Here is a 13,511-nt window from a genome sequence, read left to right on the forward strand (position 1 = left end):
GGAGCCACACGGGTGGGGAATTTCGGTGAGCGTCAGTGGGGAATTTCAGTGAGCACCATCAAACGCCCCGAGCTGACGGGCGGGTGCCGAGGGCTCATCCGGCTGGCGGGTGGGGACGCCCCTGTCTCCGCCCGCGGGCCGAGCCGCTCTGGCCGCCGGTCGCCGACGGCAGGAGCGACGACAGCAGGAGCGGTGACGCGACCGCGTGACCGTACGCACGACTGCCGGCTCGACACGACCGGGACTGGAAGGGACACCCATGAGCGAGTCCGCCGACCCGGACGTCACCGCTGCCGCGGCCGAGACGAGGCGTCTGTGGCTCCGGGCCCTCACCGAGCTCGATCCACGTCACACCGACCGGTCCTGGTACCGGAGTGCCCACGACCTCGCGGTCTCGCTCCGCGCGGCCGCCGAGGACGAGCGCTCCCTGCTGTCCCTGATCCACCAGGCCCTGGTGCTCCAGCAGTTCCTGCTCGAGGTCGCCAGCCGACCGACGACCGTCGGGGACCGGGCGGCGATCGTCGATCAGGCCGACCGTCTGTTGGCGGAGGATACGAGATTCGAACTCGTGAGGGCGTGAACCCAACCCGCTTTCCAACCCGGAGGACACCTGCGGTCGCCGCTTCGCCGACCGCGTCCCACTCGTCAAATTAGCGTTCGGAGATGTGGACGGACCGTGGCGAACGTTGGCGGTCGAGACCCCAATTGAGACCCGCGCTGGAGTCGGGGCGCTTCGCGTAAGGCGGCTTCACACCCAACTTGCCTTGCGCTAACCCCCTGCTTGCAAAGTCCACGATTGGGTCCTTCGCAAGCGTTGCTAGGCGTAGGTCCCGACGATGGAAGAGGTTGCGGGGCGGGGCCTTGCGCAGTTGCTGCTGCAACTGCAGCCCTCCGATACCTTAAGTCCTTGGAGCGGCGCTTGGTCTACACGGTCTTCAGGCCGCGGTCGTTCTCCGCGGCAATGTGCAACCTTGCTTGCGAACGACCTTTCGGGCGATACTGCAGGCCTCGCTGGCAGAGTACGCATCGGGTCGTGGCGGCAAGTGCGTGTTCGCAGTGGGACCGGTTGGGGTCACGCTGGGTCAGGCTTTGGGGCGGGGGCCGCTTGCAGACCGCCAAGTTCCCTTTCAGCGCATCGAATGCACATTGATCGAGGTGGGCACCAGGTCCACGAGTAACTCAGCCCCTACGTTCTCCCGAGGAGTCAGCTACGAGGGCATAAAGAGCCATGAGGTGTGTGGCAGCTTCGGCTGCTTTGCCCCGTCTTGCGAGTGTGTCCTCCAGCCTTGTGAGCAGGTCGATGGCCGACTCGGTTCTTTCGGGTTTGGGGCGAACGCCTGACCACTCCGCGACGGTTCCGGCCCAAGTCTCGGACCACTCCCCCGATCCTTCAGACGTTGCTTGGTCGGCGAAGATCAGGTACTCGACGTCATCGACCCGGACTGGCGCTTCAGCAGTGCTGAGCTCGGCTGCCCATAGATCCAGGTGGGCAACGAGGGCTTCGTAGCTAGACGGTCGTGACCAGTCGAGGGTCAACGGGACGCTAGGCATGTTCGTGCGGAACCAGCGTTGCACGATGGCATCCATGACGGGAGTCGGTCGATCGCTGACTGCTTTCGTAGCGAAGTAGATGTACTTCGTTCCGAAAGCTGGTCCGAGATGCTTGAGGAACCCGGGGTCGCTCGAACGGCGCTGGCTGACGTAGCGGTATGCAGCGACGCCGCCTTGAGTCCGCGCAACCTCGGCTATGTCGTAGACGACGTCGGGGAAGTGCGGTGTTGCCGCGATGACTCTGGCGGTTCGATACGGGCCGTATCCAACTGGGCCGTAGCCCCAGATCATCGCGACGATGAAGGCGTCTAGCGCAGATGATGCGTCCCTGATTTGTCGGGCCCAGGACGTGGCCACTTGCCTGGACACCGGCTCCGTTCCGAGCCGCTCAAACAAGCTCCGATGCTCGGGCAAATACTTCAGCCAAAGTGCCGGCGTCCAGCGAGAGGAAACCTGAGCCCGTCGTCCAGCGGCTGCCCAGCTATCGAACGATGTCCGGAGGCGTATTGGCACTGGCATACGAACAAGGTAGTCCCAGAGGGTTCGCCCGGTGTCGCCGACGACTGGGGCCTATCAGGCAGATCTGGGCGCGATCGAGGCGCTGCCCTGCTCAGCGCCAGACGGCCTTTCCGCCCTTGTCAACGGGAGCTGCATGTGCAGTTTACTGTCGCTCAGCGGTCGATTGCGCTGACCTGTGTCCCGATCGTGTCTCCTATGGTGACGGTCACCAGCTGCCACCTGGTTGCAAACGTCCCGTCGGCAGAATTCTCGCGCGCCATTCCCGGCGTTGGGGCTGCTGAGAGTGTCCCAAGAGGCATTGAAAAGTCCGGTTCGCGCGAGCGGCTACCGCCTCACCTGTGACTACCGTCTGGCACCGCATAGCGGTAGGAGATCGGCTTGAGGTCGGAGATCTGAGGGACCCAAGGGGTCAAGACTCGGAGGGTCCCACCCGTTGCCACGGGCATGCGGCCGCTGCGGTCTAGGTCGATGCTGTGAACGAGCGCAAGCATGGTGTTTGGATGATTCTCCCGATGAAGGACGACTTCATTATGTGTAAGGACGACCTCAGCCCCTAGAGAGGTAGTGCCCTTAACCTCTACATAGAGTCGCTCGCCTCCATGACGACGCGCATCGAGGTCGAAGGAGGATGTCGCCCCGACGTCCTTTACCGACCAGCCTTGGTCTTTCAGATAGGAGCTTGCAATTGAGACGGCGCGCTGTTCGACCGCCCGCCTCTCTGAGACTGTGAGCCGGTACCCCTGCCCTCTTCCTCGCCGGCCAGCTGCCCGCTCAGCGAGGGTCAAGGCATCAGATATCTCGGGAGGGAGCTCGCCCGGAAGAGTTGACGACCCGTCCGCCTCGATATATAGGTGCGCCAGGGTGCGAACCGCAAAGCGAAGGTCGGCGGCCAAGTCAGAAGAATCAGGGATTGCCCCAAAGTCATAGCTGATTGCTGCAACGATTCCCGGTGCGTAGCTCCGACCAAGCGATGTACGCGCGCCTAGCTCGATGGTGGCCACCAGATCGGAGCGCGACGACAGATCATTCGCAAGCCGCTCCCTTGCCCAAGATGCACGGGCAAGGAGCTCATCCTGAGGTCGCGGCCGCAGCTCGCCTCCCGCCCACCGGGTGGTGCCCTGACCAATAGCGAGGTAGACGCGGTCGCCACCCGCGCTGAATAGGTACACGACGTACCATCCATCTGTGGCTGACGGCGAACGGCTCTCGCTGTAGACCCTCGCCCATGGAACTTCTGTCTTTCGCCCTATCCCGTCTTTCCCTTCCACCGCCAGATCGCGGACGCGAGGAGGAAGCTCATCAAGCATTGATTCCAATTCTTCGCGCATCCAAGCAGCGATCTCCTGTCGGACCAGACGACCCCGCCGCGCCATGTCCGGGGTGTTCAGTGCAGTCCAGGTGGTCTGGAGGAGCATGACTTCCTCTAGAAGATCGCGCATGTCGCGCACCTTAGCGAGCTGCGCGTAGACCACCACAGACGCGACACGGTTTGAAGGGAACCCGAAGCGAGCGTCAGCTGACGGAGATCAGCCCGACCCGTCGATAGTCTTGCCAAGGGGTAGCCGGCGAGCGGCTCCGAACGTAACCTGCCGTCGAAGGCGAGGTGCACTTCGGAGGCGTTCAACTCTATGTCGAGACCCTGCGAGCCGATCCACTCCCAACCACCGCCATCCACAGAGCAGGCTAAGGGCTCGTTGCGAACCAGACGACGCCAATGAGGCGTCGTACACTGCACCGATGTGAGCGATGAGGTCAAGTACCCCCAGATCCGGTTGCATCTCCTCATCGCTGGCGAGGACAGGCTCGCCAAGCACCGAACCGTGCTCCTTGAAGTGTCCGCAGTAGGGGCCGTGCCGCTTGCGAGGCGCTTGTCCTGTGGGGGTTCCGTCCAGGTGTGTAGGAGCCACGACATGCAAGGACTGCGCAAGGAGATACGGAACGCCGTAGGGTCGCAGATCGTCGGCCAGGACAGCCAGCGTCGGCCTCATGAGCGTGTCGCAGTCTGGCACCGGCATAGGGGGACCGGCGCCGGTAGGTCTTCCCAGGAAGACTCCAACCAGAGGCTGCACAGCCTCCGAGCTGCACCTACCCGAGCTGTTGAGGCGGGTGTAATGGGCCCTCTCCGCAATCCGCAGACGGGGTCCAAAGGACTCTGGCGCCGCCACGCAATACGCTCTGGAGGTGACGTCGGTGAGGTCGAAGCAGCGCGTAGCTGACCACGGTGAAGTGTTCACGCCTCCAGAGTTGGTCGAGGCGATGATCGACCTGGTTGGTTCAGAGCTAGGACGGTCGGACTCCCGCTTCCTAGAGCCAGCTTGCGGCTCGGGCAACTTCCTGGGCCCGGTCCTGCAGCGCAAGCTGGGGACCATAGATGCTCGGTACAGCCGAAGTGACTTCGAAAGGCGACATCATGCGCTGCTCGCTCTCATGTCTATTTATGGCATCGAACTCCTCGCAGATAACATCGCCGAGTGCCGCACCAATTTGCTGGAGATCTTCGCCGTCCACCTTGCGGTTGAGGATGGGGATGAGTGGCATCTGGCGGCCCATCAAGTTCTCAGCGTGAACATCGTCCACGGCGATGCGCTCACGATGACGACAGCCGGACATCGGCCGGTACCCATCAGTTTCGCGGAATGGTCCTACCTCGGCAGAGGCCGATACCACAGGCGAGACTTCCGCCTCGACACCATGACGCAGTTGTCGACCACCGGAGAAGACACCCTGTTTGCGGGGATGCAAAATCAAGACATGTTCACGCCAACTCGCGATCATGGCTCTTTGACGGTCGATGACATCGCCCGCGGTGACGACACATGAGTGGCCAGGTTGCCCTGAGTCTTCAGAACCGCAACCCCGACGTCCTTTCATGCATCGCTAACCTCTCCAATGACGAGGTCTTCACCCCGCCAGGCTTCGCGAACCAGATGCTCGACATCGTGGCGGAAGCATGGGCTGACGCTCACCATGGTGCGTCTATCTGGGCAGACTCGTCGCTGAGATTTCTAGACCCCTTCACCAAGTCAGGGGTCTTCCTCCGAGAGATCACATCGCGTCTCAACGAGGGTCTTCGAGACGAACTCCCCGACCTGCAGGAGAGAGTCGACCACATCCTCACCAAGCAGGTCTTTGGTGTCGGGATCACGCAGCTCACTAGCCTCATCGCTCGTCGTAGCCTCTACTGTTCCAAGCGAGCGAGTAGCACGCACTCAATCGTCAAGTCCTTCACGGACGCGGACGGGAACATCCTCTTCGAGCACGTCGAGCACACCTGGGTTGGCGCGACCGATTTCCTTGAGACTGCCGATGCCGACGGCAACCCGGTGACGAAGGGCACCAACGGGAGGTGCAAGTACTGCGGCGCAAGCCAGAAGGCACTCGATCGTGGCAACGAACTTGAGACCCACGCCTACGCGTTCATCCACACCGACGACATCAAAGCTCGCATCGCCGAGCTGTTCGGAGACGACATGCAGTTCGACGTCATCATCGGAAATCCTCCCTACCAACTTGACGACGGCGGCCACAACAACTCCGCAACGCCGATCTACCAGCTCTTCGTGGAAAACGCGGTCGCGCTCAACCCGAAGTTCGTCGTCATGGTCACTCCCTCACGGTGGTTCGCCGGCGGACGCGGCCTCGACAAGTACCGGGAGCGCATGCTCAAAGACAGGCATATGCGAAATATCGTCGACTACCCCAAGTTGTACGACGGATTCCCAGGAGTCAAGATCCGTGGCGGCATCTCCTACTTTCTCTGGGATCGCGATTACGACGGGCCCTGTGCGATCCAAACGATGTGGGATGGCAAACCTTTGGGAGAACCGGTATCGCGCCGGCTTGATCAGTTTGACGTCTTCGTGCGGTGGAACGAAGCTGTGCCAATTCTGGAGAAGGTCCTCGCGAGAGCTGAGCCCGTGCTCGCGGCCCGAGTGTCCAGCCAGAAGCCCTTCGGTCTTCGTACGTTCTTTCATGGCTCTGCTACCCCCGCTGGGATCAAGGATCCCGTCAAGCTGTACGGCTCCCAACGAGTCTCATGGATCGACCGGTCCGAAGTGGTTCAGAACCTGCAGTGGGTAGACCAGTGGAAGGTGCTTATGAGTCGAGTGCAGGGCACGAGTGCTGCGGTTGAGCGCATCTTTCTCGGCAAGCCGATAGTTTCAGGTCCAACCGAGGCATGCACCGAGACATACCTCGTCGCTGGTCTCTTCAAGACCGAGACGGAAGCCAAGAGGTATGCCATCTACCTGCGCACACGCTTTGTTCGGTTCCTGGTATCGCTGCGCAAAGGCACTCAAGACGCCCCGCGCGGCGTTTACGGATTCGTGCCAGACGTCCCCCTGGACCGTGAGTGGACTGACTCTGAGCTCTACGAGCGTTATGACCTGACCGCCGAAGAAGTCGCCTTCATCGAGTCGAAGGTGGCCCTGCATACCGATGAGTAAGCCCATCGACGACCTGCTTCCACAGAAGCCGACGTCGCGTCTCCGCATCTATGCCTACTCCATCGAAGACCGGGCTCACGACGGCATGCTCAAGATTGGGCAGACGACCAAGAGCGTCTCGGCACGCGTAGAACAGCAGCTCAAGACCGCCCTCGTCAAGAACTACACGATCCACGTTGACGAGACCGCCGAGCGCGACGACGGCTCCCTTTTCACCGACCACGAGGTCCGAGCCCGGTTGAAGGTCAAGGGCCATCCCAAGGTCGCCCTGGAGTGGATGCAGTGCACGCCGAGGGACGTCCAAACAGCCATCACCGAAATGCGCCTTGGACAGCGGCTCACCGGAACGCACCATGAGACCTTCTCGATGCGCCCTGAGCAGGCCATAGCTGTCAACAAAACGCATGCCTACTTCCACTCCATCTGGAAGGAGGACATGCATGCTGTTCCGCGGTTCCTTTGGAACGCGAAGATGCGGTTCGGAAAGACATTCGCGAGCTACCAGCTAGCGAAGAAGCTTGGCGCAAAAAAGGTCCTTGTGGTGACCTTCAAGCCCGCAGTCGAGGACGCCTGGCGAAACGACCTCGACTCACACGTAGACTTCGATGGATGGCAGTATTTTTCGAAGATAACCGGCAGCGACCCGACGGCGGCCAACAAGAGGCGACCGCTGGTCTACTTCGGCTCGTTCCAGGACCTGCTTGGCCGAGACAAGGCCGGCAACATCAAGGCGAAGAACACGTGGCTGCACGAAACCAATTGGGACCTGGTCATCTTTGACGAGTACCACTTTGGGGCCTGGCGCGAGAACGCGAAAGAACTCTTCGAGGGCGAAGATGAGAGCGAGGCCAAGAAAGAAATACACGCCGAATTCAACCCCGGGCTGGATGGTTTCAACGAAGAGCTCGATGAACTGGGCGAGGCCGAAACTGACTTCCTGCCTATCACAACCAAGGCTTACCTATACTTGTCCGGAACGCCATTCAAGGCCCTCGCAACTGGCGAGTTCATCGAGGAGCAGATCTTCAACTGGACCTATACCGATGAGCAGCGCGCGAAGCAGAGCTGGCAGTCGACGTACCCCGACAAGCGGAACCCCTACGCCGCGCTACCGGAGATGCGGCTATTCACCTACCAGATGCCAGACGAGCTGGTGGCGATCGCCAGTCAGGGTGAGTTCGATGAGTTCGACCTTAACGAGTTCTTTTCCACCACGGGTACTGGTACGGGAGCCGCCTTCAAACATGAGAACGAGGTTCAAAAGTGGCTTGAGGTCATCCGAGGTGCCTACGCTGCCACCCAGGTCGACAACCTCAAGCTCGGGGCCAATAAACCACCGTTTCCCTACTCAGACGTGCGGCTTCTCCCCTACCTGAACCATTCGTTTTGGTTCTTGCCAAACGTGGCGTCCTGTCACGCGATGGCGAAGCTGCTCAAAGAGAAGCAGAACACCTTCTTCCACCAGTACCACGTTCGGACCGTCGCTGGTTCCGGCGCAGGCGTGGGCCTCCATGCCCTGCCGCCGGTGCGCTCAGCGATCGGCAACGGTCACGACACCAAGACCATCACGCTGTCATGCGGCAAGCTGACTACAGGGGTCACGGTCCCGCACTGGTCGGCCATTCTGATGCTGCGCAACCTCAATTCGCCCGAGACCTACTTCCAAGCCGCTTTTCGGGTTCAGTCGCCCTGGTCGATCAAGAACCCGAACGGCGATAACCCTAACGAAGAGGAAATCCTCAAGCCCGTTTGTTTCGTATTCGACTTCGCGCCGACTCGCGCGCTGCGACAGATCGCCGAGTACGGGGTGGGACTCTCACCGGAGGCCGCCAACCCTGAGGACGCAGTCAGCGACTTGGTGAACTTTCTGCCGGTCCTGGCCTACGACGGATCGCACATGACGCAAGTTGACGCCGGCGCCATTCTCGACATCGCCATGGCCGGCACGTCAGCCACCCTGTTGGCGCGAAAATGGGAGTCGGCTCTCTTGGTGAACGTGGACAATGACACCCTCAAGAGGATTCTCTCCGATCCGAAGGCGATGGAGGCCATCATGAAGATCGAGGGTTTCCGCGCCCTCGGTAGCGACGTCTTCGAGACCGTTATCAACAAGAGCGAAAAGGTTAGGGCTACCAAGAAGGACAAGGGTGAGGATGTCACGGCCACTGAGAAGAAGGAACTTTCTCAGGAGGAGAAGGACTATAAGTCAAAACGGAAGCAGATCCAAGAGAAATTGATTAAGTTCGCTACCCGGATTCCTGCATTCATGTACCTGACCGACTTCCGTGAGAACACGCTGAAGGACGTCATCACCAAACTCGAGCCGGACCTGTTCAGGACTGTCACCGGGTTGACCGTGGACGACTTCAATCTGCTCGTCTCGCTCAACGTCTTTAACAGCTCGCACATGAACCAGGCCGTGTTCGCGTTCCGACGGTACGAGGACTCCTCACTCTCCTACACCGGCATCGAAAGCCACGAAGGTCTCCGTCACTTCGGTCTGTACGACACGGTCATCGCGCGGGAAGCGGACTAAGCGCACCCCGTGGCCGCACGTACCTGACGCTTCCCAGCGTGTATCCCCGGCTGTGCGGACATGGACCTGACTAGCACCCGACCCTCTGGCGCTCGCCTGGTATGAAACAGCATCGCACCGGGATTGTTCACCCGAGGCGAGTGAGGCGAGCTTTCTTGATCTCCACAGCGGAATCAGCACTTACGCTATGATTTTGCACTGGTCTCGGACCTTAGGCGCCCGCCGCGGCGACGGTGAGCAAATCGTCTGGATTCCAGACCCGCTTAGCGATCTCGCGGTAGAGGTTGCCACGCTCGACCACATCGGCAGACCTGAACTCCTCGTGCGGCTTGAACGGCAAACCGGTAGTCTTGATAAATTCGACGAAACCCGGGTTCTTCTCGTACGCCTGTGGATCTAAACTTGACGCGAGTAGGTTCTGGCTAAAATACCGTGGCCGCTTTTCGGCGTAAGTGTCGTCGTTGTAACTGGCGTTGAACGATTTAGGCAGCAGTAGCAGATCACCGATTCGGTTTCGATGACGCTCGAAGTCGGCCTCGTGAGTAAATTCGTCCGCGTGCCGCTTAGCATGGTTGGCCCAAATGTGTTCGACCTCGTACTTGACCTTTGAGCCATTAGTCAACTCGATATAAGGCGACGCCTGCCCCGAGCCGACCATGATGTAGTCGGTGATGCGAGCAAGAATCTTGTGGAGTTGGCCACGGTTCTGCTGGTGCACGTAGAGGTCGTCGTTATGGTCAAAGTTTTCGTCTACCTTGAGGAGGTACTCGCGGAGGAATTCGGCGAGGCTGGCCGCATCTAGTCCACGGATATCGCGCATAACCGTGAACATGGCGTACTGCATCGTCGAGTAGGCGGTGGCCCGGAAGTTCCAAATCCGCCAAGCCAGCAAAATGTCCGTGAAGCGGGCGACGATTTCAAGTTTGTGATAGACGGTCTGTTGGCTGTCGTCCACCCCCACTGGTGCCAGAAGAAGCTGGTCTTGCAAGGTGAAGCCAAGGTCCGCGTTAAAGCGGACAAATCTCAGTGGGCTATCTGAGTTGAACGGACCAGAAGATGCCTTGAGGATTCGCTCGTACTGGTGACTGTAGAATTCGAAGTCACGAACGATGAATCTGTGGTAATCCGCGCGGGTCACAAGCCCAATATCGTCGTGCACCCCGCGTAGCCAGCGGTGGAACTCGGTGCCGATGCGATCCCAGTCCTCGGGGCGTGCGCCCTTCCTCCGCTCCCGAATCTTCGTGGAGTACTGGCTACGCAGCCATGTCTTGAGGAAATCTGAGCTGGCGTCATCGCCATGCTCATCGAGGTTGCGCAACCGCCTGCGCCACAGGTCGTTGGCCTTGGTGCGGGGTTTGCCGTCCTCGATGTTGGCCAACAGATACCCCTTTAGCATGTCTGCCGGAGTCAGTTTAAGCCCGCGGTCGTTCATGGTCTCGAAAATCGCGTATGCGTCGTCATCAGCGTACGCAGTGATCTGGACGAGCTGAACCCGGTCCTTAAGCCAATCTATAAAGAAGGGAAGCGCCTTCTCTTTCAACTCGTCGGGAAATAGACCGTCCAGTTCGCCATACCGGCCGACGAGTGTGTGAACCGACTCTGGAGCGTCTGCGGGTGGCTCGTACTCGCCGTTCTCAAAGAGCGCCTCCATGCAGCCCATGCGGTCGGCCACGTCCAAATTGAACGACTTCTCACCGAACTTCTCTGAAAAGATCAATTGGTCAATGTCGACGATGTCGTCGCGGCCTTGTTGTAAACGACGCAGGTAGGTCAACAACAGCGTCAGACTGGTGAGCCTTTGTTGGCCATCAACAACGAAAGGCTGGCTCCCCTTCTGCGAGATGATGATTGATCCGAGGTAATAGCCCGGGTACTTGGCGACCTCCTTACGGGCATGGTCAGGATGGTGAAGTTCAAGGAATTTGGCAGTCAAATCGGCGACCAGCTCCGCGATCTGCTTTGATTCCCACTTGTACTCGCGCTGGTAGTAGTCAATCGCATACTTCTGGTTCGCCAACACTCCGGCGATTGTCTTAGCAACGCCTTCAATGCTGCGCTCGATGTCATTCATCCCTCTGCTCCTCAGGTGTAGATGACGAACCCGCCACGGGTTCTAGGAGGTAGACGTTCTCGAATTGGTCAGCGCAGATGGGATCGGTGCGGAGGAATTCTGCCATCAGTTGTTCGAGCGTGGACCCCTTGTCGGCATCAGAGCTCGCGGTGGTGCGCAGATCCTGGAGGACGTCGTCGATCGTGCTTGACATGTCCGAATCCTGCCGCACGTCGACTATCTGTCCAGTGTGGGGCCGGCGACAGGCTCGAGGGGGGGGCGCGAGGACCGGCCCGCAGCGAGCGCTAGCGAGCGAGGACACGGACCGCCGCGCCGGCGAGCGAAGCGAGCAGCTTGACGGAATACGGGAACTGGTCACGAATCGATAGCTTCGTTCTAGGATCACGGCCGTGGACGTCGCCGATATCATCGCCCGCTACCGCCGGGGCGCGTCGATGCTGGCCCTCGCCAACCAGCACCACACGTCGCGACACACGATCCGGCGGATTCTCAACGCCGCCGGCGAACCCACCCGGCCCACCGGCCGCCCTCGCCTGGACGTGTCGTCTGAGACCATCGCGGAGCTGTACGAGGCCGGAACCAGCTTCCAGGAGATCTCCACCAGCCTCGGCATCCACCCCGACGCCGCCCGCACCCGCTACAACGAGATCCGCTCCCAACGCGGCCTCACCCGTCGCGGCCGGTGGCACCAAGTCCTCCTCGACGCCCTCGACCAGCAACCCACGATCGCGGTCCTACCAGCCGCCGCCGACCACCTCGGCCGCCACCCCACCCGCAACGAAGCCCACGCCGTCCGCCGCGCCGCCCGCGACCTCGCCCGCGCCGGCGACGCCACCCTCGACCATCAGCTCCTCACCTGGCAGAACCGCAGATGCCCCTACCTCGTCCTCACTGCCGTCGACACCCCGCCGCCGTCGGCCGCCATCGACAAGAGCGCCGCAGCCTGCGCCGCCGACCCCGCCAGGGCGAACTCGCTGACCCCCAAGAAGCGACGTGCCTGATGGCCGTGCAGTGGCATCCCGTGCTGGACCAGGCCCTCGCCCAGACCGCCGTTGTTGGCGTCGCCGAAGCCGTATCGCACCACCTGGGCCGGCGACCCACCAAACCCGAGATCACCGCCGCCCGCCGAGCCGCCCACCGCTACGCCGCCACCGGACAAGCCCAGCTGACGCTGCTGCCCTCTGCGACCGCCGGACGGAAATATCGGGTCCTGGTGCTAGCCCGCCCAGACGTTGACCTCGACGACGTCCAGGAACTGCGACAAGCGCTCGCCGCGCCCGCCAGGAAGGCCGCCAAGCCGCAGGGCCCGGGAACCAAGGACACCGCCCGCCGCGCCGAGTCCCTGCTCACACAGGTGTGTCACGCCACCCGGGCCGCCCGGCTCCTACCCGTCAACCAGCTCGAGCCAGCGCACGCGAAGCTGCTCGCCGAAGACCTCACCGAAGTCGTCGCCGGCCTCGCCACCCTGGCCGCAGACCTCACCCGCCGCTCACGCGAGCACACCCCCACAGCCCGCCCCGACTAGGGAGCCCACCGGCGATTACACACAGCCGGGCGCCACTTAGCCAGTGATGGTCTATCCCGATCGACCCGTCCGGCGATTGCTGGACAGAGTTGTAATGCATCGGTCGGCGGTGGGGCCGATGTTCAGCAGACAGGGCGACACCAAGAGCGTTATGAGATCGATGCTCGAACTATTGGCCGAGTTCTTCTATGCTCGCGTTGCAAGAGTGCACTATGTGGTGTAAGTGACCAATGTTCCGATGTGTGTCGGGGCGCACAGCGGCGCAGCTTCCAGGAGGAGCGGCGAAGCATGCTGTCAGCCGAGAGCAGCGACATCCCCGGCCGCGGCGCAATTGCCCTGCGGCAGGCAGCGCCCCTGCGGCCGTCCAGGTATCGCGGGGCCCAACCTCAAGTGTCTATGCGATGGATCGTGGCTGAACTGTGCGTCTTCGAGTTCGTCGCAACTCGGGGAGGTGGGCCCTTGAGACGTTGACTGATCTGGATCCGTTCCTGATTGGTCTCAACGCCAGTCGTTGGTCTGCCGACCTACGTCACTCAGCAAGAAGGACGCCTCCCATGATCGTATTGACTTCTCTGCAGACGGTCTTGCCGCTCGCTGTGTGGACGCCGAGCACGGTACAGAAGCTGCTGCTTTCTGTTCTGGGCCTGGTGATCATTCTCGCCGGCATTGCTGTCATCGCCAAGGCTGGCAAAGCCAACTACGCCGAAACGGCTCGCATCGGTTTCAACGTCCTCGCCGGCATCGTCATCGCCGCCCTCGGCGCCGGTGCGATCTCCTATGCAGTCTTCGGCAAATCACTGCTTGGGAGTGACCCGGTTTGACGGACATCCGAGATCAGGGGCTTCGGCCTCGGAAGGATGTCCA

General features: G+C 61.1%; 11 protein-coding genes. 7 read left to right on the forward strand and 4 right to left on the reverse strand.

The annotated features are described in order from the left end of the window. The first annotated feature begins 259 nt into the window (after positions 1–259). A complete protein-coding gene (locus ABD714_RS18115) occupies positions 260–580 on the forward strand; it encodes a hypothetical protein (RefSeq protein ID WP_344813849.1) in 321 nt (106 codons plus the stop codon). Between the two features lie 599 nt (positions 581–1,179). Here the strand turns inward: ABD714_RS18115 and ABD714_RS18120 are convergent. Both ABD714_RS18120 and ABD714_RS18125 read right to left on the reverse strand, forming a co-directional pair. After that, entirely contained in the window at positions 1,180–2,070 is an 891-nt protein-coding gene (locus tag ABD714_RS18120; protein ID WP_344813850.1) for an 8-oxoguanine DNA glycosylase OGG fold protein, read from the reverse strand. A 332-nt stretch (positions 2,071–2,402) separates the two neighbouring features. Beyond that, positions 2,403–3,509 (reverse strand): MrcB family domain-containing protein, encoded by a 1,107-nt coding sequence (locus ABD714_RS18125; protein ID WP_344813851.1) that lies wholly within the window; start codon positions 3,507–3,509, stop codon positions 2,403–2,405. Positions 3,510–4,260: 751 nt separating this feature from the next. On the opposite strand from ABD714_RS18125, the gene ABD714_RS18130 reads away from it, so the two are divergent. The 3 genes from ABD714_RS18130 to ABD714_RS18140 are packed head-to-tail and all read left to right on the forward strand — an operon-like array spanning position 4,261 to position 9,051. After that, entirely contained in the window at positions 4,261–4,890 is a 630-nt protein-coding gene (locus ABD714_RS18130) for an N-6 DNA methylase (protein WP_344813852.1), read from the forward strand. Then, positions 4,887–6,515 carry an Eco57I restriction-modification methylase domain-containing protein gene (locus ABD714_RS18135; RefSeq protein WP_344813853.1) on the forward strand — a complete coding sequence of 543 codons (1,629 nt, stop codon included), beginning with the start codon at positions 4,887–4,889 and terminating at the stop codon, positions 6,513–6,515. Before ABD714_RS18130 ends, ABD714_RS18135 begins: the two co-directional genes overlap by 4 nt. Continuing rightward, the gene (locus tag ABD714_RS18140; RefSeq protein ID WP_344813854.1) at positions 6,508–9,051 is read left to right on the forward strand and encodes a DEAD/DEAH box helicase family protein; all 2,544 of its coding nucleotides are present in this window, start codon (positions 6,508–6,510) and stop codon (positions 9,049–9,051) included. Before ABD714_RS18135 ends, ABD714_RS18140 begins: the two co-directional genes overlap by 8 nt. 211 nt (positions 9,052–9,262) lie before the next feature. Here ABD714_RS18140 and ABD714_RS18145 read toward each other — a convergent pair whose 3' ends face one another. Next, positions 9,263–11,122 carry a DUF262 domain-containing protein gene (locus ABD714_RS18145; RefSeq protein ID WP_344813855.1) on the reverse strand — a complete coding sequence of 620 codons (1,860 nt, stop codon included), beginning with the start codon at positions 11,120–11,122 and terminating at the stop codon, positions 9,263–9,265. Then, the gene (locus ABD714_RS18150) at positions 11,115–11,315 is read right to left on the reverse strand and encodes a PDDEXK family nuclease (protein WP_344813856.1); all 201 of its coding nucleotides are present in this window, start codon (positions 11,313–11,315) and stop codon (positions 11,115–11,117) included. Before ABD714_RS18150 ends, ABD714_RS18145 begins: the two co-directional genes overlap by 8 nt. Before the next feature lie 196 nt (positions 11,316–11,511). On the opposite strand from ABD714_RS18150, the gene ABD714_RS18155 reads away from it, so the two are divergent. From ABD714_RS18155 to ABD714_RS18165, 3 genes are all read left to right on the forward strand, one after another. After that, positions 11,512–12,123, forward strand: a complete 612-nt coding sequence (locus ABD714_RS18155; RefSeq protein WP_344813857.1) for a hypothetical protein — start codon at positions 11,512–11,514, stop codon at positions 12,121–12,123. Next, on the forward strand, positions 12,123–12,647 hold the full coding sequence (locus ABD714_RS18160; RefSeq protein ID WP_344813858.1) for a hypothetical protein: 525 nt from the start codon (positions 12,123–12,125) through the stop codon (positions 12,645–12,647). The genes ABD714_RS18155 and ABD714_RS18160 overlap by 1 nt, the downstream gene beginning before the upstream one ends. Before the next feature lie 554 nt (positions 12,648–13,201). Then, positions 13,202–13,468: a hypothetical protein gene (locus tag ABD714_RS18165; RefSeq protein WP_344813859.1), complete on the forward strand. Its 267-nt coding sequence runs from the start codon at positions 13,202–13,204 to the stop codon at positions 13,466–13,468. Positions 13,469–13,511: the final 43 nt, after the last annotated feature.

The sequence above is a fragment of the Microlunatus aurantiacus genome (assembly GCF_039536605.1).
Lineage (GTDB): Bacteria > Actinomycetota > Actinomycetes > Propionibacteriales > Propionibacteriaceae > Microlunatus > Microlunatus aurantiacus.

What these genes read in the sequence shown, in the direction of transcription:
- ABD714_RS18115 (WP_344813849.1), top strand. Translation starts at nt 260, where the DNA reads ATGAGCGAGTCCGCCGACCCGGACGTCACCGCTGCCGCGGCCGAGACG.
- ABD714_RS18150 (WP_344813856.1), bottom strand. Translation starts at nt 11,315, where the DNA reads ATGTCAAGCACGATCGACGACGTCCTCCAGGATCTGCGCACCACCGCG.
- ABD714_RS18160 (WP_344813858.1), top strand. Translation starts at nt 12,123, where the DNA reads ATGGCCGTGCAGTGGCATCCCGTGCTGGACCAGGCCCTCGCCCAGACC.
- ABD714_RS18120 (WP_344813850.1), bottom strand. Translation starts at nt 2,070, where the DNA reads ATGCCAGTGCCAATACGCCTCCGGACATCGTTCGATAGCTGGGCAGCC.
- ABD714_RS18165 (WP_344813859.1), top strand. Translation starts at nt 13,202, where the DNA reads ATGATCGTATTGACTTCTCTGCAGACGGTCTTGCCGCTCGCTGTGTGG.
- ABD714_RS18135 (WP_344813853.1), top strand. Translation starts at nt 4,887, where the DNA reads ATGAGTGGCCAGGTTGCCCTGAGTCTTCAGAACCGCAACCCCGACGTC.
- ABD714_RS18140 (WP_344813854.1), top strand. Translation starts at nt 6,508, where the DNA reads ATGAGTAAGCCCATCGACGACCTGCTTCCACAGAAGCCGACGTCGCGT.
- ABD714_RS18125 (WP_344813851.1), bottom strand. Translation starts at nt 3,509, where the DNA reads ATGCGCGATCTTCTAGAGGAAGTCATGCTCCTCCAGACCACCTGGACT.
- ABD714_RS18145 (WP_344813855.1), bottom strand. Translation starts at nt 11,122, where the DNA reads ATGAATGACATCGAGCGCAGCATTGAAGGCGTTGCTAAGACAATCGCC.